General features: G+C 73.6%; 26 protein-coding genes. 14 read left to right on the top strand and 12 right to left on the bottom strand.

Annotated features, from left to right (window positions below):
* Window positions 1-75 precede the first annotated feature (75 nt).
* Both JQN84_RS09185 and JQN84_RS09180 read left to right on the top strand, forming a co-directional pair.
* Entirely contained in the window at window positions 76-267 is a 192-nt protein-coding gene (locus JQN84_RS09185) for a DUF397 domain-containing protein (protein WP_204957913.1), read from the top strand.
* Between the two features lie 111 nt (window positions 268-378).
* Complete coding sequence (locus JQN84_RS09180) at window positions 379-564, top strand: DUF397 domain-containing protein (RefSeq protein WP_204958204.1); 186 nt, start codon at window positions 379-381, stop codon at window positions 562-564.
* A gap of 171 nt (window positions 565-735) precedes the next feature.
* On the opposite strand, the gene JQN84_RS09175 is transcribed toward JQN84_RS09180, so the two are convergent.
* Both JQN84_RS09175 and JQN84_RS09170 read right to left on the bottom strand, forming a co-directional pair.
* Window positions 736-1,266 (bottom strand): GNAT family N-acetyltransferase, encoded by a 531-nt coding sequence (locus JQN84_RS09175; protein WP_281894291.1) that lies wholly within the window; start codon window positions 1,264-1,266, stop codon window positions 736-738.
* Window positions 1,266-1,481 (bottom strand): biotin/lipoyl-binding carrier protein, encoded by a 216-nt coding sequence (locus JQN84_RS09170; protein ID WP_145921537.1) that lies wholly within the window; start codon window positions 1,479-1,481, stop codon window positions 1,266-1,268. The genes JQN84_RS09175 and JQN84_RS09170 overlap by 1 nt, the downstream gene beginning before the upstream one ends.
* A gap of 234 nt (window positions 1,482-1,715) precedes the next feature.
* On the opposite strand from JQN84_RS09170, the gene JQN84_RS32540 reads away from it, so the two are divergent.
* The gene (locus JQN84_RS32540) at window positions 1,716-1,790 is read left to right on the top strand and encodes a 50S ribosomal protein bL37 (protein WP_369700219.1); all 75 of its coding nucleotides are present in this window, start codon (window positions 1,716-1,718) and stop codon (window positions 1,788-1,790) included.
* Between the two features lie 129 nt (window positions 1,791-1,919).
* On the opposite strand, the gene rsrA is transcribed toward JQN84_RS32540, so the two are convergent.
* The 5 genes from rsrA to JQN84_RS09140 all read right to left on the bottom strand — a co-directional run bounded on the left by rsrA (window position 1,920) and on the right by JQN84_RS09140 (window position 5,223).
* Window positions 1,920-2,207: a mycothiol system anti-sigma-R factor gene (gene rsrA / locus JQN84_RS09160; RefSeq protein WP_204957911.1), complete on the bottom strand. Its 288-nt coding sequence runs from the start codon at window positions 2,205-2,207 to the stop codon at window positions 1,920-1,922.
* A 1-nt stretch (window position 2,208) separates the two neighbouring features.
* Window positions 2,209-3,030, bottom strand: coding sequence for a sigma-70 family RNA polymerase sigma factor (locus JQN84_RS09155; protein ID WP_204957910.1), 822 nt, complete (start codon window positions 3,028-3,030; stop codon window positions 2,209-2,211).
* Window positions 3,031-3,245: 215 nt separating this feature from the next.
* On the bottom strand, window positions 3,246-3,899 hold the full coding sequence (locus JQN84_RS09150; protein WP_204957909.1) for an alpha/beta hydrolase family protein: 654 nt from the start codon (window positions 3,897-3,899) through the stop codon (window positions 3,246-3,248).
* A 32-nt stretch (window positions 3,900-3,931) separates the two neighbouring features.
* Window positions 3,932-4,324: a WhiB family transcriptional regulator gene (locus JQN84_RS09145; protein WP_204957908.1), complete on the bottom strand. Its 393-nt coding sequence runs from the start codon at window positions 4,322-4,324 to the stop codon at window positions 3,932-3,934.
* A gap of 200 nt (window positions 4,325-4,524) precedes the next feature.
* On the bottom strand, window positions 4,525-5,223 hold the full coding sequence (locus JQN84_RS09140; RefSeq protein ID WP_204957907.1) for an SOS response-associated peptidase: 699 nt from the start codon (window positions 5,221-5,223) through the stop codon (window positions 4,525-4,527).
* 103 nt (window positions 5,224-5,326) lie between these two features.
* Between JQN84_RS09140 and aroA the strand changes: the two genes are divergently transcribed.
* Together aroA and rsgA are read left to right on the top strand one after the other, a co-directional pair.
* Window positions 5,327-6,628, top strand: a complete 1,302-nt coding sequence (gene aroA, locus JQN84_RS09135) for a 3-phosphoshikimate 1-carboxyvinyltransferase (RefSeq protein ID WP_204957906.1) — start codon at window positions 5,327-5,329, stop codon at window positions 6,626-6,628.
* A 204-nt stretch (window positions 6,629-6,832) separates the two neighbouring features.
* Window positions 6,833-7,726 (top strand): ribosome small subunit-dependent GTPase A, encoded by an 894-nt coding sequence (gene rsgA, locus JQN84_RS09130; protein WP_239484980.1) that lies wholly within the window; start codon window positions 6,833-6,835, stop codon window positions 7,724-7,726.
* A 3-nt stretch (window positions 7,727-7,729) separates the two neighbouring features.
* Here the strand turns inward: rsgA and JQN84_RS09125 are convergent, their stop codons facing one another.
* The gene (locus JQN84_RS09125; RefSeq protein ID WP_204957905.1) at window positions 7,730-8,386 is read right to left on the bottom strand and encodes a TetR/AcrR family transcriptional regulator; all 657 of its coding nucleotides are present in this window, start codon (window positions 8,384-8,386) and stop codon (window positions 7,730-7,732) included.
* A 58-nt stretch (window positions 8,387-8,444) separates the two neighbouring features.
* Between JQN84_RS09125 and JQN84_RS09120 the strand changes: the two genes are divergently transcribed.
* The 4 genes from JQN84_RS09120 (at window position 8,445) to JQN84_RS09105 (ending at window position 11,928) form a co-directional block, all read left to right on the top strand.
* The gene (locus JQN84_RS09120; protein WP_204957904.1) at window positions 8,445-9,275 is read left to right on the top strand and encodes an SDR family NAD(P)-dependent oxidoreductase; all 831 of its coding nucleotides are present in this window, start codon (window positions 8,445-8,447) and stop codon (window positions 9,273-9,275) included.
* A gap of 250 nt (window positions 9,276-9,525) precedes the next feature.
* Window positions 9,526-9,849, top strand: a complete 324-nt coding sequence (locus JQN84_RS09115) for a nuclear transport factor 2 family protein (protein WP_204957903.1) — start codon at window positions 9,526-9,528, stop codon at window positions 9,847-9,849.
* A 346-nt stretch (window positions 9,850-10,195) separates the two neighbouring features.
* Window positions 10,196-11,014, top strand: coding sequence for a histidinol-phosphatase (gene hisN, locus JQN84_RS09110; protein WP_204957902.1), 819 nt, complete (start codon window positions 10,196-10,198; stop codon window positions 11,012-11,014).
* A gap of 59 nt (window positions 11,015-11,073) precedes the next feature.
* Entirely contained in the window at window positions 11,074-11,928 is an 855-nt protein-coding gene (locus JQN84_RS09105; RefSeq protein ID WP_239485170.1) for a hypothetical protein, read from the top strand.
* A 22-nt stretch (window positions 11,929-11,950) separates the two neighbouring features.
* Here JQN84_RS09105 and JQN84_RS09100 read toward each other — a convergent pair whose 3' ends face one another.
* Window positions 11,951-13,273, bottom strand: coding sequence for a glycosyltransferase (locus JQN84_RS09100; RefSeq protein ID WP_204957900.1), 1,323 nt, complete (start codon window positions 13,271-13,273; stop codon window positions 11,951-11,953).
* Window positions 13,274-13,443: 170 nt separating this feature from the next.
* On the opposite strand from JQN84_RS09100, the gene JQN84_RS09095 reads away from it, so the two are divergent.
* The 3 genes from JQN84_RS09095 (at window position 13,444) to JQN84_RS09085 (ending at window position 15,096) form a co-directional block, all read left to right on the top strand.
* Window positions 13,444-13,674, top strand: coding sequence for a hypothetical protein (locus JQN84_RS09095; protein ID WP_204957899.1), 231 nt, complete (start codon window positions 13,444-13,446; stop codon window positions 13,672-13,674).
* Between the two features lie 56 nt (window positions 13,675-13,730).
* Complete coding sequence (locus JQN84_RS09090; RefSeq protein ID WP_204957898.1) at window positions 13,731-14,450, top strand: ATP-binding protein; 720 nt, start codon at window positions 13,731-13,733, stop codon at window positions 14,448-14,450.
* A gap of 73 nt (window positions 14,451-14,523) precedes the next feature.
* Window positions 14,524-15,096: a DUF5709 domain-containing protein gene (locus JQN84_RS09085; RefSeq protein WP_204957897.1), complete on the top strand. Its 573-nt coding sequence runs from the start codon at window positions 14,524-14,526 to the stop codon at window positions 15,094-15,096.
* Window positions 15,097-15,122: 26 nt separating this feature from the next.
* Here JQN84_RS09085 and JQN84_RS09080 read toward each other — a convergent pair whose 3' ends face one another.
* Window positions 15,123-15,791, bottom strand: a complete 669-nt coding sequence (locus tag JQN84_RS09080; protein WP_204957896.1) for a response regulator — start codon at window positions 15,789-15,791, stop codon at window positions 15,123-15,125.
* The gene (macS, locus tag JQN84_RS09075) at window positions 15,788-16,918 is read right to left on the bottom strand and encodes a MacS family sensor histidine kinase (RefSeq protein ID WP_204957895.1); all 1,131 of its coding nucleotides are present in this window, start codon (window positions 16,916-16,918) and stop codon (window positions 15,788-15,790) included. The genes JQN84_RS09080 and macS overlap by 4 nt, the downstream gene beginning before the upstream one ends.
* A 120-nt stretch (window positions 16,919-17,038) precedes the next feature.
* On the opposite strand from macS, the gene JQN84_RS09070 reads away from it, so the two are divergent.
* Window positions 17,039-17,473, top strand: coding sequence for an ATP-binding protein (locus tag JQN84_RS09070; RefSeq protein ID WP_204957894.1), 435 nt, complete (start codon window positions 17,039-17,041; stop codon window positions 17,471-17,473).
* A 14-nt stretch (window positions 17,474-17,487) separates the two neighbouring features.
* Here JQN84_RS09070 and JQN84_RS09065 read toward each other — a convergent pair whose 3' ends face one another.
* Window positions 17,488-18,426 (bottom strand): ribose-phosphate diphosphokinase, encoded by a 939-nt coding sequence (locus JQN84_RS09065; protein ID WP_204957893.1) that lies wholly within the window; start codon window positions 18,424-18,426, stop codon window positions 17,488-17,490.
* A 63-nt stretch (window positions 18,427-18,489) separates the two neighbouring features.
* Between JQN84_RS09065 and glpK the strand changes: the two genes are divergently transcribed.
* Complete coding sequence (gene glpK / locus JQN84_RS09060) at window positions 18,490-19,974, top strand: glycerol kinase GlpK (RefSeq protein ID WP_204957892.1); 1,485 nt, start codon at window positions 18,490-18,492, stop codon at window positions 19,972-19,974.
* The last annotated feature ends 8 nt before the right edge of the window (window positions 19,975-19,982 follow it).

Below are 19,982 nucleotides of genomic sequence, written 5' to 3'. Positions count from 1 at the left end.
ACGTAAGGCGCGCGTTGTCGGCGAGGCCCTCCCCCGGGCACAGTCTCTCGACCTAGTGAGGAAAGTGGCAGCGACATGGACATCACCAGCGCGCAGTGGCACAAGAGCACCAAGAGCGGCAGCAACGGCGGGGCATGTGTCGAGGTTGCCGACAACCTGCCCGGCGTCGTATTCGTACGGGACACCAAGGACCGCGACGGCGCAACGCTGACCTTCACTCCCAGCGCGTGGCGTGGGTTCGTGACCTTCGCGAAGGCATCCCGCTAAACAGGCAGTGAGCCCTCGGCCGGACGGCACGCGGGTGGGCGCACACCGTCGGCGAGGCCCTACCGGGGCACAGTCTCTCGACCTCGTGAGGGAAGTGGCAGCGACATGGACATGACCGGCGCGCAGTGGCGCAAGAGCACCAGGAGCGGGGACAACGGCGGCAACTGCGTCGAGGTGGCCGACAACCTGCCCGGCGTCGTCCTCGTAAGGGACACCAAGGACCGCGACGGCGCAACGCTGACCTTCACTCCCAGCGCGTGGCGTGGGTTCGTGACCTTCGCGAAGGCATCCCGCTAGACAACGCGGTGGGCCCCGGCCGGGGGCCGCCTGCCGTCCGGGGCCACCGGGACACGGCGACGCCCGCCGGGCCTGGCGTGACGAGGGCTGCGACACCGGTTGACAGGCCCGGCGGCGGGCGGGTCGGTGCCCACCCGGTCAGACCGGGCCGGGCGGGTCGGTACGACCCGGTCAGGACGGGCCGGCGGGCAGGGCCATCCGCAGGGCGAGCAGGTCGACGCCGGGCAGCGGCGACCAGTCCCGCTCCGGGGTACGCACGAAGCCCAACCCCGCGTACAGCCGGTGGGCGGCGTCGGCGAGCCCGCTGCGGACGCAGATGACCATCGCCGAGCAACCCTGCTCCACCGCCCGGGACAGGCAGGCCCGGACCAGTGTCACGCCCACCCCCCGCCCCTGGGCGGCCGGGTCCACCGCCAGCATCCGGAACTCCGCCTCGCCCGGCCGGGACAGCTCCGCGTACGGGCTGCCGGGCAGCACGTAGGTGACCGAACCGAGGACCGCGCCGGTGGCCCCGTCGACGGCGACCAGGATCTCACCGTGCTCGGCCCGGCCGGCCACGTCGGCCAGCACCTCGCCGTAGCCGTTCTCGCCCTTGAGCTGACCGTCGGCCTCGTAGGCGGCGACGGTCAACCGGGCCACCGCCGGGAACTCGGCCGGCACGGCCCGCCGGACCAGCAGCCCGGTCGACCGGTCGCCGGGGATCAACCGATCACCGCGATCAGGTCACCGTCCTGCACCACGTCGCCCTCGTTGACGGCGAGCTGCTCGACCACCCCGTCGGACTCGGCGACGACCGGGATCTCCATCTTCATCGACTCCAGGATCACCAGGGTGTCCCCCTCGGAGACGGTGTCCCCGGTCGACGCGACGACCTTCCACACGTTGGCCACCATCTCGGCGCGGATCTCCTCGGCCATCACGGCCCTCCTTCTCCACCGGGTGTGTCTGCGTCGGTATCCAATCACGGACCGACCCCGCGTGGGCGGAGAGCGCCACGCGCGCCCCGGCGTACCGCTGCCGCCCCGGCGCACGACGGCGCACGCCGGCCGCACTAGCATCATCAGGTCGGACCCGACGCCGGGAGGCCGGTGGCGTGCACCGGCGTCGCGGGTCAACCGCAGCAGGGTCGGACCCATCACGAGGAGGTCAACATGGCGAAGAAGGCCCGTAAGAAGAAGGCCCGTAAGAAGAGCGGCGCGAACCACGGCAAGCGCCCCAACTCCTGAGCCGTTGCGGCGGGTGACCGCCACGACGTCAGGTCCGGCCGCGTGCCGGACGCACCGGTGGCCCGGGTCGAGTCGACCCGGGCCACCGTCGTGTGTCCGTCTCGTCCACGGCGGGTCCGCCGTGCGGTGTCACTCGGCGAGTTCGCGGGACTCGCTGGGCTCGAAGACCACCAGCTCGGTGAGGCGTACCCGCAGCCGCTCGCGCAGCTTGTCGGGGGCGGTCTCGTTGCCGCAGCACCGGGCCACCAGCGCCCGCACCTCCTGCTCGATGCCGTACTCGCGCAGGCACGGTCCGCACTCGTCCAGGTGGTGGCGGATCAGCGAGCGGCGCTCGTCGGCGCACTCCAGGTCGAGGTAGAGGTAGACCTCCGCGAGCACTTCCCGGCAGTCCGTCTCGTGCGGTTCTCCACAGCTCACGTCACACCTCCCGGCCGGCAGTGGCGGTGGTCGAACCCTTCGCGGGCTGCGCGGCGCTGAAACCGCGCTCCGCGGCGTACCGCTCCAGCAGCTTGCGCAGGTTACGACGCCCACGGTGCAACCGGGACATCACGGTGCCGATCGGCGTGCCCATGATGTCGGCGACCTCCTTGTACGAGAAGCCCTCGACATCGGTCAGGTAGACCGCCAGGCGGAACTCCTCAGGCAGCTGCTGGAGGGCCTCCTTGACGTCGGTGTCCGGCAGCCGGTCCAACGCCTCGGTCTCCGCCGACCGCAACCCGCTGGAGGTGTGCGACTCGGCCTCGGCGAGCTGCCAGTCGGTGATCTCCTCGGTGGGCGCCTGGATGGGCTGGCGCTGCCGCTTGCGGTAGGAGTTGATGTAGGTGTTGGTCAGGATCCGGTAGAGCCAGGCCTTCAGGTTGGTGCCCTGCTCGAACTGGTGGAAGGCGGCGTACGCCTTCAGGTACGTCTCCTGGACCAGATCCTCGGCGTCGGCCGGGTTGCGGGTCATCCGCAGCCCGGCGGCGTAGAGCTGATCGACGAAGGGCATCGCGTCCCGCTCGAAGCGGGCCCTGCGCTCGTCCGTCTTCTCGGTGGTCAACCGCACATCCCCTCGCGTCGGATGCTGTCCCGCCGAGGATACGCGGACGGACCGGTCCGCAGCTTCGGTTCTGCCGGGTGTGCCCGCGCTCACCACCCGGGGGCCGGTTTCCACCGCCGGCCAGTCCGGACCGTCGAGCAGCCGCCTGAGCTGCCGTGCGTCCCGATCGTCCCGTTCCCGGTTCCGTGTCTCGGTCGGCACCGGTCACCCCCCTCGCCAGATTCCTCGTCCGGGAGTCGTAACACCCGACCGACTGCCGCACATTCCGCCGGCCCCCGCTCCTGGTCCCGGCCCACCGGTCGGCTACCGGAGGACTGGGACCAGGAAGGGCCTGGGAGGGACGGTCCCGACCACCCGAACCGGAAGGTCGACACCACCGGATGCAACGAGGGGTCCGCCGGGGCGGAAACGGGTGGTCAGCGCGGCGAACCGGCCCGGGACGCGACCGGTGGACGCGGTCCGCGGGCCCACCTGTGGGTACGCAGCCAGGCGAGCACCGCGGCGGCCACCCCGGCCGGGTCCTGACGCAGGTCGTGACGTTCGCCACGGCGCACCTCCACCTGCACCGTCCCGGCGGCGACGGGCAGCCCGAACGGGTCCCGGTCGCCGTTGACCACCAGCGTCGGCAGGCCGGTCACCAGTTCGTCGGCCCGGGACCGCTCCGGGCGGCCGGGCGGGTGCAGCGGAAAGGCCAGGGCGACCACCCCGGCCGCCCCCACCGGGCCGGCCGTCCGGCAGGCCACCCGGGCGCCGCTGGACCGCCCACCGACCAGCAACGGCAGGTCGGGGTGCCGACGGCGCAGCACGGCCAGCACCGCCGTCCACGCCTCGTCCAGGTGCCCGGCCGGGGCCGGGGCCCGCCGGCCGGCCACCCGGTAGGGCTGGGTCACCCGGGCCACCAGCACCCCGGCGTCGCGGGCGGCGTCGCGCACCGCCAGCAGGTCCGGCGCGTCTACCGAGCCGCCAGCCCCGTGGCCGAGCACCAGCAGGGACGTCGGCGGGCCGGTCGGCCGGTCGGTGTCGACCCGGGCCGGGCCGCGCGGGGTGTCGAGCTGCGTGGAGCGGGGCATCAGGCCATTCTGCGCCGTGGCCGGCGGCGTGCTCAGCTCAACGGCACCAGGGTGAGCAACCGGTCGCGGACCGGCGGACCGGCGTCGGCGGCCGTGCCGGAATCGGTCCCGACCTCGCCCCGCCAGGCGACCAGCATGGCCCGGCGCTCGCGGGGCGTCGTGCCGCCCCACACGCCGTGGGTGTCGCCCACCTCCAACGCCCAGGCCAGGCAGGAACCCTGCACGTCGCAACTGCGGCAGAGCGCGATTGCCGCGTCGGCCGGTTCGTTGGGTGCCGGAAAGAACGTCTCCGGATCCACACTCTGACAGGTGCCCCTGGTCCGCCAGGCATCGTCGGAACGGCGATCCCGCAACGCCCGGAGCAGTCGCGGATCTCGTCGTGCGGCGGCCACCTCGTGCGGTCGGGGCATACGTGCCCGGGTCATCACACCCACCTCCCCCGTGGGACCGGCAAGATCGACGGGCGTCGTTCGCACCGCGCGAGGACGCTCCCAGTGCCAGCGCTGTGTTGTATCGCACTGTCGGCTACGGAGACAAGGGGTCTGCCGGAAAGATGGCAAAAGATCCGAGCGACGTTTCACCCGGAACTCTGGCAATTCGTACGCGCCAATGTCACCTATCGCGATCAGAACAGTGCGCTCTCCCCGTGGGAGCGTTCCCCGTCCGGCGACACCCGGGCGGTCAGCTCCGGACCGTCGTTGCGCACGTCGCCCACCGCCGTACCGACCGGACGGATCTCCAGCCCGGCGAGCCACCCCACCGGCGGCGGGACCAGCAGCGCCGCCGGATCGTCGGCCGGGGCGAGCCACTCCGCCCACCGGTCGGGCGGCAGCAGCAGCGGCATCCGGTCGTGCACCTCGGCCAGCTCACCCACCGCCGCCGTGGTCAGCACGCTGAACGTGAGCGTCGTCTCCCACCGTGACCAGATCCCGGCCAACGCCAGCACCGAGCCGTCCCGCGGGGTCATGAAGTAGGGCTGCTTGCCACCGCCGGCCCGGCGCACCCACTCGTACCAGCCGTCGGCCGGGACCAGGCAGCGCCGGCGGGCGAACGGCAGGGCGTACGCCCGGCTGGTGGCGACGGTCTCGGCCCGCGCGTTGATCATGCGGGCCGCCCCGGCGGGCGACTTCGCCCAGTGCGGCACCAACCCCCAGCGGCCCACCGAGAGCGCCCGCCCCTGCTCCGGATCGACCCGCACCACGGGCACCCGGTCGGTCGGCGCGACGTTGTGGTCCGGCCGGACCCCGCCGTCGGTGTCGTCGTACGACTCGAAGACCGCGCTCAGGTCGCCGGCACTCCGGGTCGTCGCGTACCTGCCGCACATGACGCCTACGCTAACCCCCCACGCCGCCGCCGGCTGTCCCGCCCACCGGGAGTCGACCCGTCGGCGGTCCCGCACGACGCCGCCGGGTTGGCAGAATGTGACCGTGGGAAACCTGACCGCCACCCGTCCGCAACAGCCCTGGGCCGCACCGACCGCCACCGCCCCGGTCACCGCCGCCCTGCGCCTACCCGGCTCCAAGTCGATGACCGCACGGGCCCTGGTGCTCAGCGCGCTGGCCGGTGGCCCGTCGACGCTGCACGGGCCGCTGCGCGCCCGCGACACCGAACTCATGGCGGGCGGGCTGCGGGCGATGGGCGCCCACGTCTCGGTCTCCGACGACGACCGCTGGCTGGTCCGGCCGCACCGGCTGGTCGGCCCGGCCCACGTCGACGTCGGGCTCGCCGGCACGGTGATGCGGTTCGTCCCGCCGGTCGCCGGGCTCACCGAAGGGCGGGTCACCTTCGACGGCGACCCGCAGGCCCGGGTCCGGCCGCTCGGCCCGCTGATCGGCGCGCTGCGCTCGCTCGGCGTCCGGATCGACGCCCCGGAGACCGGCAGCCTGCCCCTGGTGGTGCAGGGCGTCGGCCGGGTCACCGGTGGCGAGGTGGTGATCGACGCCTCCGCGTCCAGCCAGCTCGTCTCCGGTCTGCTGCTCGCCGGGGCACGCTTCGACCGGGGCGTGGTGGTCCGGCACCAGGGCCCGCCGGTGCCCTCCGCGCCGCACCTGCGGATGACGGTGCAGATGCTGCGCGCCGCCGGGGCGGCCGTCGACGACACCGTCGACGACGTCTGGGTGGTCGAGCCGGGGCCGCTCGCCGGCCGGGGCTGGGAGATCGAACCCGACCTCTCCGGCGCGGTCCCCTTCTTCGCCGCCGCCATGGTCACCGGCGGCGAGGTGACGTTGCAGGGCTGGCCGCACAACAGCGTCCAACCGGTCGAGCAGCTCCGCTCGCTGCTGGACCGGATGGGCGGCGAGGTCACCCTGACCACCGCCGGGCTGACCGTGCGGGGCACCGGCACCGTGCACGGCCTGACCGCCGACCTGTCCGACGTCAGCGAGTTGACCCCGGCGCTGACCGCGCTCGCCATGCTCGCCGACTCGCCGTCGACGTTCACCGGCATCGGGCACATCCGGGGGCACGAGACCGACCGGATCGCCGCGCTGGCCCGCGAGTTCACCGGGCTCGGCGCCGACCTGACCGAGACCGCCGACGGGCTGGAGATCCGGCCCCGACCGCTGCGCGGAGGCCCCTTCCGCACCTACGCCGACCACCGGATGGCGCACGCCGCCGCGGTGGCCGGGCTCGCCGTCGGAGGCATCGAGGTGGACGACGTCGCGTGCACCTCGAAGACCATGCCGGAGTTCCCGGCACTATGGTCGGCGTTGGTGACCGGCAAGAGCTGACGGCGGAGGGGGCAGGTCCTGGCGACCAAGCGACGGGAGTACGACGAGGACGACGTACGGGTCCGGCCCGGCCGGTCCTCACGTCCGCGTACCCGGACCCGCCCCCGGCACGACGACGCGGTCGACGGGTTCGTCATCGCCGTCGACCGGGGCCGCTACACCTGCGTCCTCCCCGAAGCCCCGGACGGCGCGGCCGTCACCGCGATGCGGGCCCGTGAACTCGGCCGCAAGTCGGTGGTGGTCGGCGACCGGGTGAGCCTGGTCGGTGACGTCTCCGGCGCCGACGGGGCGCTGGCCCGGATCGTCCGGATCGCCGAGCGGCGCTCGGTGCTGCGGCGCACCGCCGACGACGACGAGAACACCGCCGAGGGACGGCTGGAACGGGTGGTGGTCGCCAACGCCGACCAACTGGTGATCGTCAGCGCGCTGGCCGACCCGCCGCCCCGGACCGGCTTCATCGACAGGTGCCTGGTCGCCGCGTACGACGCCGACATCGAGCCGTTGCTCTGCCTGACCAAGGCCGACCTGGCCGGCCCGGAACAGGTGGTCGGCTACTACACCGAGCTGGAACTGCCGTACGTGCTGGTCCGGCCCGACTCCGACCTCGACGCGCTGCGCGCCCTGCTCGCCGGCCGGGTGTCGGTGTTGGTGGGGCACTCCGGGGTGGGCAAGTCGACGCTGGTCAACCGGCTGGTGCCGGACGCCCTGCGGGCGGTCGGCGTGGTCAGCGCCATCGGCCGGGGCCGGCACACCTCGACCAGCGCGGTGGCGCTGCGACTGCCGCGTACCCCCGACGGCGACGGTGACCCGGGCTGGATCGTGGACACCCCGGGCATCCGCAGCTTCGGGCTGGCCCACGTCTCGGCCGAGAGCCTGCTGCACGGCTTCCCCGACCTGGTCGAGGGGACGGTGGACTGCCCACCCAACTGCCCGCACACCCCGGACGAGGCGGACTGCGCGCTGGACGCCTGGGTGGCCGCCGGCAAGGCCGACCAGCGCCGGCTGGCCTCGTACCGTCGGCTGCTGGCCTCCCGGGCCGGCGAGGGCGATCCCCGCGAGGTGGAGCGCAACCCCGGCGATCCGCTGGCCGGCTCCTGACACCTAGCGGGCCAGGCGGTCCAGCAGCTCGTCGAGCAGCGCCCGTTCGCCAGGGGTGAGGTCGCCCGGGTCGTCGCCGACCAGTGCGCGCAACGTCAGTGCGGCGCTCGCCCGGGTGGCGGGCGCATCGGCGGAGGGGGTGTGCAGGACCCCGGCCAGCGCGGCCTCGCGGACGCGTTCGGACAGCCCGAAGTCCGGCTCCGGCTGGCTGATCAAGGTGAGCGTGATGCCGACGTTGGCGGCGAGCACCTGTTCGGCGGCGTCGGCCGCCGGCACCTTGAGCATGCCCTGGACGGCGGCGCCGGTGAGCCGCTCGCGCAGCGCGGCGTGCGCGGGAGCGGTCACGGCGCACGGCCTTCCCGGTTCGGCCCGGCCGTAGAGCAGCCCGTAGAACGACGGGTGCTCCAGCCCGAACCGTACGTGGCGGTCCCAGCCCTCCCGCAGGTCGCCCAGCGGGTCGCCGGAACTCTCGACCGCCGTGTACTGGGTGAAGCCGTGGTTGGCCACGGCGTCGATCAGGCCCTGCTTGCTGCCGAAGTGGTGGTAGAGCGTCGGGGCCTGCACCCCGGCGCGTTCGCACACCGCCCTCGTGGACACCGTGCCGCCCCTCTCCAGCAACTCCGCCGCGGCGAGCAGGAGGCGATCCCGTGCGTTCTGCATGGTTGCTACAGTAGCGCATGTAGCGCTACATTGGCCGCTATAGCGAAAGGAGAAGTCCATGCGAACGTGGTTCATCACCGGTGGGACGCCAGGAGGGTTCGGCCTGTTCTATGCCGAAGCCGCACTGAACCAGGGCGACCAGGTGGCGGTGACCTCCCGTCGCCCCTCCGAACTGCGAGAATGGGCCGAACCGTACGGTGCCCGGGTGCTCGTACTCCCGCTCGACGTCACCGATGCCGAGCAGGTGCGGGCGGCGGTCCGCACGACGGAGGAACGGTTCGGCGGGATCGACGTACTGGTCAACAACGCGGGCCGGGGCTGGTTCGGCTCCATCGAGGGTGCCCCCGACGAGACGATCCGCCGCACGTTCGACCTCAACCTGTTCGCCGTGGTCGAGGTGATCCGCGCGGTCCTGCCCGGCATGCGGGCCCGCGGCGGCGGCTGGATCGTGAACATGTCGTCGGTGGCGGGCCTCGTCGGCGCACCGGGATTCGGCTACTACTCGGCGGCGAAGTTCGCCCTCGAAGGGCTGTCCGAGACGCTGCGCCACGAAGTCGAACAGTTCGGGGTACGCGTGCTCCTCGTGGAACCGGGAGCATTCCGCACCAACGCCTTCGCCGGCTTCCAGGACGAACCCGTCAACGAGACCGTCGACGCCTACGTGCCGCTGGTCGAGGGCGTCAAGGCGGCGTTCGTGGACCACAACGGCAGGCAGGAGGGCGATCCCGAACGCGGCGTCCAAGCCGTGATCGGCGCGCTGGCCGCACCCGTCCCGCCGCACCGGATCGTGCTCGGCAACTCCGGCTACGACGCCGTCGTCGCGATGCACGAGAACGCCCTCACGGAGCTGCGCGCGAACGAGAAGCTCTCGCGCTCGGCGGACTTCTGAGCCTGCCGACCGGACCTCCCGACCCGGCGGGCCTTCCGACCCGGCGAGCCTTCCGACCCGGCGAGCCTTCCGACCTGGCAGGTCTCCCGACCTGGCGGGCCTTCGCCGACCGTCATCCCGAACCTGAACTGATCACCATGCTGCACGGCCCATGGCGGGACGGCACCCGCAGCATCACCGTGCCGCCGAGCCGCCACCGGAACACGGGACGCACCCGCGCCCCGGCACCCGAGAAGATCTGGAGAGCACAATGGACACTGTCCACCTTCCCCAGGCCGTCGAGAACTTCGTCGCGGCCACCAACGCCCACGACCCGAACGCCCTGGCCGCGGTCTTCGCCGACGGGGCCACCGTGCACGACGACGGGACGGCCTACACCGGCGAGTCCGCCATCCGCGAGTGGATCCAGGTGCACCTGATCAACCCGAAGATCGTGATCACGCCGACCTCGTTCGCCGGCGACCGGCTGGTGGCCTCCGGGGACGGGGAGTTCCCCGGCGGGCCCCTGTCCTTCGCGTTCGTGTTCGGCATCCAGGACGACCAGGTCACCAACCTCGCGATCACCCCCGTCTGACCCCTCCCCTCCACCACCCCCGCCCCTCCATCACCCTTCCCCTCACCACCCCGTCCGGCCTCACCGCCTGCCTCGCCGCCCCACCCCGGCGGGGCTCCACCCCGCCACCCGGGCCCCCGCCTCGGGCCTCCCGCCTCGGGCCTCCCGCCTCGGGCCTCGCCGGCCCGCCTCGCCGCCCCGGCCTCCTCTCCCGCCCCCGTGATCAAGAGGTTTGCGTCAGGTGATCAAGAGGTTTACGTCAATCTGGAGCTCTGCCATGACGCGAACCTCTTGATCACGCGCGGCAAGCGGGTGGTGGGGACGGGGAGGAGGGGAGGAGGAGAGGGGAGGAGGGTAGGGTTTCGGGGTGACGGGGTATGTGGGGGATATTGATCTTGCTCATCGGCTTGCGGATGCGGCCGATGCCATCTCGATGGACCGGTTCCGGGCGCTGGATCTGCGGGTGGCGGCGAAACCGGACCTGACCCCCGTCTCCGACGCAGACACCTCAGTCGAGCGGGAGATCCGGGCGCTGCTGGCCGCCCACCGGCCGGACGACGGGCTGCTCGGCGAGGAGTACGGCGAGCAGCCGGCCACCGGCCCGCACGACCGGCGGTGGGTGATCGACCCGATCGACGGCACCAAGAACTTCGTCCGGGGTGTGCCGGTGTGGGCCACCCTGATCGCCCTGCTGGAGGGGGACCGGCCGGTGGTCGGGCTGGTCTCCGCCCCGGCGCTCGGCAGGCGCTGGTGGGGTGCCGACGGCGTGGGGGCGTACGCCGGGCGCGACGCCGCCTCCGGTGAACCGATCGGGGTCTCCGGGGTCCGCGACCTCGCCGACGCCAGCTTCTGCTATTCGTCGCTGACCGGGTGGGAGGCGGCCGGCCGGCTGGACGCGGTGCTCCAGTTGATGCGCGACACCTGGCGCAGCCGCGCCTACGGCGACTTCTACGGCTACATGCTGCTGGCCGAGGGGGCACTGGACGTGATGGTGGAGCCGGAACTGTCACTGTGGGACGTGGCCGCCCTGGTGCCGATCGTGACCGCCGCCGGTGGCACCATGACCACGTTGGAGGGTGCTCCCGCCCCTGGTGGGACGACATCCAGCGAGATCAGCGCGATCGCCACCAACGGGCCGCTGCACACCGAGGTGCTGTCCCGGCTGGGTCGGCCAACCGCGCGCTGAACGCACCGGCACTCTATTCTCGCCTGGTGGTGTCCTCCGGCTGGTGCTTCCTCGCGGCGATGATCGTCGCGTACGGCTTCGCCAACATGCTCCAGTCGGTCGCCGCCGCCCGGACCACCGTGCACCACACCTTCGACCCGGGGCTGCTGCTGCGGCTGGCCGGGCACCGGACGTACCTGATCGGGCTGCTCTGCCAGGTGACCGGCTTCGTGCTGGCCTTCCTGGCCCGGCGCGACCTGCCGCTGTTCCTGGTGCAGGCGAGCGTGGCGGCGGGCCTGGGGGTGACCGCCCTGCTGGGGGTGGTGGTGCTCAAGTGGCGGCTACCGGCCGCCGAGGTGGCGCTGCTGGTGCTGCTCTTCGCCGGGATCACCGCGCTGGTGCTCTCCGCCCAGCCGGCTCCCTCCAAGGGGCTCGGCACCGCCGGTCTGGTCGCCCTGGCGATGGCGCTCGGCGGGATCGGGCTGCTCGGCTTCTTCGCGGTACGCCTGCACGGGGCGCCCGGTTCGGTGGCGCTCGGCTCCCTGGCCGGGCTGGCGTTCTCCGCCGCCGCGGTGGCCGCCCGGCCGCTGGCCTCCGCCCCGTCGGCCGAGGAGTTCGTCCGTGACCCGCTGCTCTACCTGCTGATCGCCCATTCGCTGGTGGGTCAGCTGCTGCTCGGCCTGGCGATGCAGCGGGGCTCCACGACGGCCGCCGTCGCCGCGATGGACGCCGCCGGGGCGGTGCCCGCCGCGATCGTCGGCCTGCTGCTGCTCAACGACAAGATCTGGCCGGGCCGGGAGTGGCTGGCTGCGGTCGGGTTCCTGATCACCCTCGCCTCGGTGATCGGGCTCACCCGGTACGCCGCACCCCAGCACCACCACGCGGTGGCCCGCACCCGGGAACGCGCCATGGTCGGCGCGGCCCCCCGCGCCTGACCGGTCGGCGGTCGGGGCGCGGTCAGACGCCGACCGGGCCGGTGGTCGTGGTGGTCGTCCCCGTGACCGGCGTCTCGACCTCCACCCCCACGGTGGCGTCCGGGCCGGCCGACGGATCGACCTCGACGTCCACCGGCACCGTCTCGGGCACCTCGACCGGGGTACGCCGGCCCACCACCCGCTCGTAGAGCCGTTCCAGCGCGCCGGCCGTCCGCTCCCAGGTGTAGCTGCACCGCACCCGGTCCACCGCGGCGTGCCCGTAGGCGAACCGGCCCGCGTTGTCGGCGAGCAGCCGGCGCAGCGTCATGCCCAGCGTGCGGACGTCACCGGGGGGCACCAGCCGGCCGGTGACCTCGTCGACCACCGCGTCGGCGATGCCGCCCACGGCGTAGCCGACCACCGGCACCCCGCAGGCCATCGCCTCCAACGACACCCGCCCGGCCGAGGAGTAGTGCGGGGTGCAGGCGACCACGTCGGCCGAGCGGTACCAGGTGGCGAGTTGGTCGTGCGGCACCGCCCCGACCAGGGTGACCTGGTCGGCGACCCCGGTGCGCTCGGCCAGCTCGCGCAGCCGCCGGGCCTCCGCGTGGGTGGCCAGCTGGTCCGCCGGCGGCCCGCCGGCGATCACCAGTTCCGCGTCGCCGACCAGCCGCATCGCCCGGATCAGGTCGTCCTGGCCGTGTCCGGGGGACAGCCCGCCGACGGAGAGGATGCGGGCCCGCTGGTCTCGGGGGGCGGCCTCGCCGTCGGGGTGGAACCGTTCGACGTCCACCCCGGTCGGCACCATCGCCACCGAAGAGCGTTGCAGCCCCATCCGGGTCAGCTCGTCGACCTCGTCGTTGCACTGGGCGACGGCGACGTCCACCGCCCGGGTGAGCGCGCGCTCCAGCGGGATGCGTTCGCCGGGGCCGTCGTACTGGCGGCCGAGGTGGCGGCGCTGCTCGACGCCGAGCGAATGGAAGGTCTGCACCACCGGGATGTCCGTTTCCCGGACCGCGTGCGCGGCGGCCAGGCCCCCGATCCAGTAGTGCCCGTGCACCACCTGCGGGGTCCACTCCCCCGTCCACCGGTCGGCCAGCCAGCGGCCGAACTCGGGCACGTACGGGACCAGGTCGCCGGTGGCGGTGGGCTGTGCCGGGCCGACGGGCACCCGTTCCACCAGGTACCCGTCGATCTCGACGCTCGCCGGCAGGGCCGGGTCGTCGCGGCGCTCGTACACCCGGACGTCGTGGCCGCGCCCGGCCAGCTCGCCGGCGACCCGAGCGACGTGCTCGTGGGTGCCGACGGGCGGTCCTTCCGCGTGCCGGGACGACCCGGCGTGCGCGCAGACGAGGCCGACGCGCATGGTGCACCTCCATGCGATCTGCAAGGGATGGTCTCCGGTCAGAGCGTCCCATTAACCGGGGCCCCACGAGCCGAAACCTCGCAGATCGGAAGCGGTCAGCGGGTCGATGGACCGGCTGTGGGGCGGCCCACACCGACCCGGGCCGGGGCGGGCCTGACCCGGGGTGAACCGTGGCTCACCTGAGTGGTCCGGATGATCAGTGGCTGCGCGGCGGCATGACCCGGCCCGACCCGGGGTACCGGGCGGAGATGCCGATGACCCGTACCCCCGCCGTCGCCGCCGTGGTGAATGCCGGCGTCACCGGCGGCTTCGACACCACCCCCACGCCGTGCCGCGCCCGGCCCGGCGTCGCCGCGACGACGACCCGGCCCACCCGGGCCGGTCGGGCGCGAGCGCGATGAGCCGCGCCGACCTGCCGACCCCCGGAACGGTCCGGCACCCCGGGACCGGATGCCAGGTGGTGGCCGACGAGTCCTCCGCGCTGGTCCGACTGGCCGGGACGCTGGGGCCGGCCGACGTCGACCGGGTCCGCGACGCGCTGCTCACCCGGCTCGTCGACCGGCCCGGTCCGGTCCTGGTCGACGTGGCCGGGCTGCGCGGCGCAGGGCCCGCCGTCGGGCAACTGCTGGCCGGGGTACGCCGGGCGGTACGCGACTGGCCCGCCGCCGACCTGCTGGTGGTCGACCCGACCGGGGCGGTCGCCGAGCGGGACGCGAGGGAGCTGGCGGTCTACCCGACCGAGGCCGAGGCGACGGCGGCCCTGGCCCGTACGCCGATGGCGGCGGTGCTGACCGAGGAGCTGACGCCGGCGGTCGGGGCGGCCCGGTGGGTGCGGGAACTGGTGACCGACGGGTGTGCCCGGTGGGGCGTGCCGGAGCTGGCCGAACCCGCCTGCATAGCGGCCACCGAGCTGGTCAACAACGTGGTGGCGCACGCGTCGACCCCGATGACGCTGCGGTTGGCCGCGCAGGGCGACACGGTGCACCTGGCGGTGCGCGACCGCTCCCGGCGGCAGCCCCGCTACGGGGGGCTGGCCCCGCTCACCTCGGCCGGCGGCCGGGGGCTGCTGCTGATCGACACGGTGGCCCGGCGATGGGGCAGCACCCTGCTCCCGGACGGCAAGGTGATCTGGTGTGTGCTGCACACCGAGGATGAGTCACACTGGCACCACGACTGATTGGTGCCCTTTCGTCCTGATCCGGGGAGCGGGACCCGGTTACCCGGGCCGTGCCAGTGGGTAGTGCTCAGCCATGCGCGACGACGAGTTCCCGACCCCCGTGTCCGACCCCGAGGCGCTCGGCCTGCCCGACACCGCCGACGACGACTCGACCGCCGACGACGACGTGCTGACCGGCCGGGAGGCCGACGGCCCCGACCCGGCCCAGCTGCCCGGCGACCGTACCCCGGTGGCTGTCGACCACTTCGGCACCACCGCCGACGAGCAGCTCGACGGCGAGTCGCTGGACTACAAGCTCGACCGCGAGCAGTACGAACGGCGGGCCGACGACCCGCTGGCCGGGCCGGTCGACCCGGACATCGCCGCCGAGGCGGAGAACGAGGAGGCCGCCGCGCAGGCCCAACTCGACGCCGACGTGCTCGACCCGGGCCCCACCTCGGACCCGAACTCCCCGGTCTCGCTCTACGACCACGGTCAGCTCGGCACGGTCGCCGACGCGCAGGTGGGCCGGCTGGTCGAACCGGACGAGGGGGCCCGCACCGACCAGGAGACCGACAGCATCGCCTACGACGCGGGCGCGGCCGGCGGCGGCGCGAGCGCCGAGGAACTGGCCGTCCACGAGACCCGGCCGCCGGACGCGCACTGACCCCCGGTCGTCCGGGCCCGCACCGCTCAGTCGTCCAGGCCCCGCTCGATCGCGTAGCGGGTCAGCTCCACCCGGTTGTGCAGTTGGAGCTTGCCGAGCGTGTTCTGCACGTGGTTCTGCACGGTGCGGTGCGACAGGCCGAGCCGGCCGGCGATCTGCTTGTAGGACAGCCCCTTCGCCACCAGCCGCAGCACCTCGGTCTCCCGTTCGGTGAGCCGGGGTGCCGCGCCGGGCCCGTCGTCGCCCGTCCCACCGGCCGGCGGGTCCGCGGCGAGCCGCCGGTACTCGCCCAGCACCAGCCCGGCCAGGCCCGGGGTGAACACCGGTTCACCGGCCGCCGTCCGGCGCACCGCGTCCAGGAACTCCGCCGGGGCCGCCGACTTCAGCAGGTAGCCGGTGGCCCCGGCCTTCACCGCGTCCAGCACCCCCTGCTGCTCGCCGCTGGCCGACAACATCAGCACCCGGACCCGGGGCAACGCGGCCCGCAGGCCCTGGATCACCTCCACCCCGGAGATGTCCGGCAGTTGCAGGTCGAGCACCACCACGTCGGGGCGGGCGGCGGCGGCCACCCGGACCGCCTGGCGTCCCTCCCCGCTGGTCGCCACCACCAGGTGCCCGGCCTCGGTGAGGTCCCGGGCCACCCCCTCCCGCCACATCGGGTGGTCGTCGACCACCATCACCCGTACCCCGGTCATCGGCTCCTCCTCGGCACCATCAGTTCGATCTCGGTGCCCTCCCCCGGCGTCGAGATGATCCGCACCTCGCCGCCGAGGTCGGTCATCCGTCCCCGGATGGCCTGCGCCACCCCCAGCCGACCCTGCCGGGCCGCCTCGACCAGCCGCCCCTCCGGGATGCCCGGCCCGGCGTCACGCACCGACACGGTCACCGTGTCGCCCTCGTCCTCGACCAGCACCCAGGCCCGCCCGTCGGCGTGCCGCCGCACGTTGTCCAGGGCTGCCGCCGTCGCGGCGGCCACCTCCCGGGCCACCGACGCGGGCAGCGGCACCGGGGTCGCCGGGGCGGAGACCTGCACCGTCGCCGAGGCGTACCCGGACAGCAGGGACCGCAGGTCGATCTCGCCGACCGGGTCGGCGGGGGACGCCGGCGGGGTTCCGGAGATCAAGGCGCGTAACGCCAGCTCCTGCTGGCCGGCGAGCCGGGCCAGTTCCCCGGCCTCCCCGTCGAGGTGCGCGCCGCGCCGCTGGACCAGGGACAGCACCTGGAGCACCGAGTCGTGGATGTCCCGGGCCAGCCGTTCCCGTTCCCGGGTCGCCGCCTCCAGCTCCACCGCCCGCTGCAACCGTTCCTCGGTGCTCACCGCCAGCCGGGCCACGTGCCCCACCACCGCCCCGGCGAGCAACAGCAGGATCGCCCCGGTCAGCGAGGACGGGCCGATCCGGCCCCGGGTGGCGAGGTCGGTGCCGCCGACCAGCAGCGCCGCCACCGTGCCGCGCCGCCGGCCGCCGGAGACCGCCCAGGCCAGCACCGGCCCGGCCAGCCACGCCACGGCCAGGGCGGGCACCCCGGCGGCCAGCGCCGGGCGTCCCACCACCCACGGCGTGACCGCCAGGATCGCCAGGACCACGCCGAGGTCGGCCAGGAGCAGCGGCCAGCGCCGGTTGGCCGGCCGGGCGTACCCGACCGCCGTCACCCCGGACCAGGCCAGCATCACCAGCAGTACGCCGCCCGCGGCGACCGGGTGGGCGTACCGGCCGGCGTCGCGCAGGACCAGCAGGCCGACGTACGCCAGCGAGGCGAATCGGAAGACCGCGACGGACCGCCACAGCGGGTCGGCGAAACCTCCCGGCGGGGACGACGGCATGGCCGCCACGATGCCACAGTCCCAGGTCAGCCGGCCGGGCCGGTCGGTGCGGACCGGAGAACCCTGACGTACGGTAGAAATAGCGTGAAAAACTCCGAGATCGCTGTCGGGACAGGGCCCATGACGAACGCAGAGCTTCCCACACCGCGTACGGTGGTGCCCATCGAACCTTCCCTTCTCATCGCCGAGGCGTTCGACCAGGCACAGGTGACCGAGCTGAGACACTCGGTCAGCTCCTGCGCGCACGCCGCCGGCCTGGCCGGGCAGCGGCTCGACGACTTCGTGCTGGCGGTCAACGAGCTGATCACCAACGCGGTCCGGCACGGCGGCGGCCGGGGCTGGCTGCGGCTCTGGCGACGCCCCGGCGAGCTGGTCTGCGAGGTCTCCGACCACGGCACCGGCATCAGCGAGCAGCGGCTCGACGACCACAGCCGGCCCGCGCCGGACACCGCCGGCGGCTGGGGGCTCTGGCTGGCCCGGGAACTCAGCGACGCGATGGAGGTAGAGAGCGGCGCGGCCGGCACCACCGTGCGGATCAGCGCCGCCGCCGGCTGACCCGCCGGATCGGGTCAGCCGAACAGGGCGCTCACCGACTCGCCGTTGTGGATCCGGCGCATCGCCTCGGCCAGCGCCGGGGCCACCGAGAGCACCGTCAGCTCCGGCACCCGCTTGTCCTGCGGGATCGGCACGGTGTTGGTGCAGACGATCTCGCGTACCCCGTCGACGGCGGCGAGCCGGGTCAGCGCGCCGCTGGAGAACAGGCCGTGCGTGCAGGCCAACCGGATCGACCGGACCTTGCGTTCGTGCAGGTGGCCGATCAGCTCCACCACCGTGCTGCCCTTGGCGATCTCGTCGTCCAGCACGATCACGTCCCGGTCGGCCACCTCACCGATCACCGTGCTGATGGTGACCCGGTCGTCGCTGAACCGCTGCTTCGCCCCGGCCGCGACCGGGGTGCCGAGCATCCGGGCGAACGCCGCCGCCTCCTTCGCGTTGCCCAGGTCCGGCGAGACCACCACCGTGTTGCCCAGGTCGCGCCCCCGGAAGTGGGCGGCCAGTTCCCGCAGCGCGTGCAGGTGGTCGACCGGGACGCTGAAGAAGCCGTGCACCTGCGGTGAGTGCAGGGTCATCGCCAGCACCCGGTGCGCGCCGGCCGAGGTGAGCAGGTCCGCCACCAGCCGGGCACCGATCGAGATGCGCGGCGCATCCTTCTTGTCCGACCGGGCGTACGCGTAGTGCGGCAGGACCACGGTGATCCGGCCCGCCGACGCGCCCCGGGCGGCGTCGATCATGAGCAGCAGCTCGACCAGGTTCTCCTGCACCGGCGGCACCAGCGGCTGGATCAGGAAGACGTCCCGCTCCCGGCAGTTCGCCTGCAACTGCACCTCGAGACAGTCGTTGGCGAACCGGGACACCCGCACCGGGTGCAGCGGCACCCCCAGGTGGGCGCAGATCTCGGCGGCGAGGTCGGGATGGGCGGTTCCACTGAACACGGCGATGTCGCGCACGTCTGGAGATCGTACGGACCCGTGCCGGTTCTCCCGTCGACCCGGGCCCGGTACGGTGCCGAAATGACCGGAGAGTACGTCGCCGCCATCGACCAGGGCACCACCTCGTCGCGGTGCATCGTCTTCGACCGGGCCGGTGGGATCGTCGCCGTCGCCCAACGCGAGCACCGGCAGATCTTCCCCCGCCCCGGCTGGGTCGAACACGACGCCGAGGAGATCTGGGCCAACGTCGAACGGGTGGTCCGCGACGCGCTGGCCGACGCCGGCACCGGCCCGGACGGGTTGGCCGCCGTCGGCATCACCAACCAGCGGGAGACCACCGTGGTCTGGGACCGGGCCACCGGCCGGCCGGTGGCCAACGCCGTCGTCTGGCAGGACACCCGTACCGGTCCGCTGCTGCGCGAGCTGGCCGAGTCGTACGGCGAGGAACGGCTACGCGCCCGTACCGGGCTCACCCTGGCCACCTACTTCGCCGGCCCGAAGCTGCGCTGGCTGCTGGACAACGTCGACGGGCTGCGGGAACGCGCCGAACGGGGCGAGGTGCTGTTCGGCACCATGGACAGCTGGCTGATCTGGAAGCTGACCGGCCGGCACGTCACCGACGTCACCAACGCCAGCCGGACCATGCTGATGGGCCTGGAGACCCTCGACTGGGACCCGGAGCTGCTCGACGCGCTGCGCATCCCGGCCGCGATGCTGCCGCAGATCCGCAGCTCGGCGGAGGTCTACGGGACGGCCCACGGGGTGCTCGACGGGGTGCCGGTGGCCAGCGCGCTGGGCGACCAGCAGGCGGCCCTGTTCGGGCAGACCTGCTTCCAGCCCGGCGAGGCGAAATGCACCTACGGGACCGGGAGCTTCCTGCTGCTCAACACCGGGGCCAGCCCGGTGCCGTCCAGTCACGGCCTGCTGACCACGGTGGCCTACCGGATCGACGGCCAGCCGGCCGCGTACGCCCTGGAGGGGGCGATCGCGGTGACCGGGTCGCTGGTGCAGTGGCTGCGGGACAACCTCGGGTTGATCTCCTCGGCCGCCGAGGTCGAGGAGCTGGCCGCCACCGTGGACGACAACGGGGGCTGTTACGTGGTGCCCGCCTTCTCCGGACTGTTCGCGCCGCACTGGCGCAGCGACGCCCGGGGGGTGATCGCCGGGCTGACCGGCTACATCACCAAGGGGCACCTGGCGCGGGCGGCGTTGGAGGCGTCGGCCTGGCAGACCCGCGAGGTGGTCGACGCGATGAACGCCGACTCCGACGTGGCGCTGCGCCGGTTGCGGGTGGACGGTGGGATGACCGCCAACGGCCTGCTGATGCAGTTCCTCGCCGACGTGCTGGCGGTGCCGGTGGTGCGCTCCCGGATCACCGAGACCACCTGCCTCGGCGCGGCGTACGCGGCCGGCCTGGCGGTCGGCTTCTGGCCCGACCTGGCCACCCTGCGCGCCCAGTGGCGCTCCGACGCGCAGTGGGAGTCCCGGATGGACCCGGCGCACCGGGAGCGGGAACTGGGCCGGTGGCGCAAGGCGGTCGCCCGCACGCTCGACTGGGTCGACTGACTCCGGTC

The organism is Micromonospora humidisoli, from assembly GCF_016900955.1.
In the GTDB taxonomy this organism is placed as follows: domain Bacteria; phylum Actinomycetota; class Actinomycetes; order Mycobacteriales; family Micromonosporaceae; genus Micromonospora; species Micromonospora wenchangensis.
This window is presented reverse-complemented; position numbering and strand designations above follow the sequence as displayed.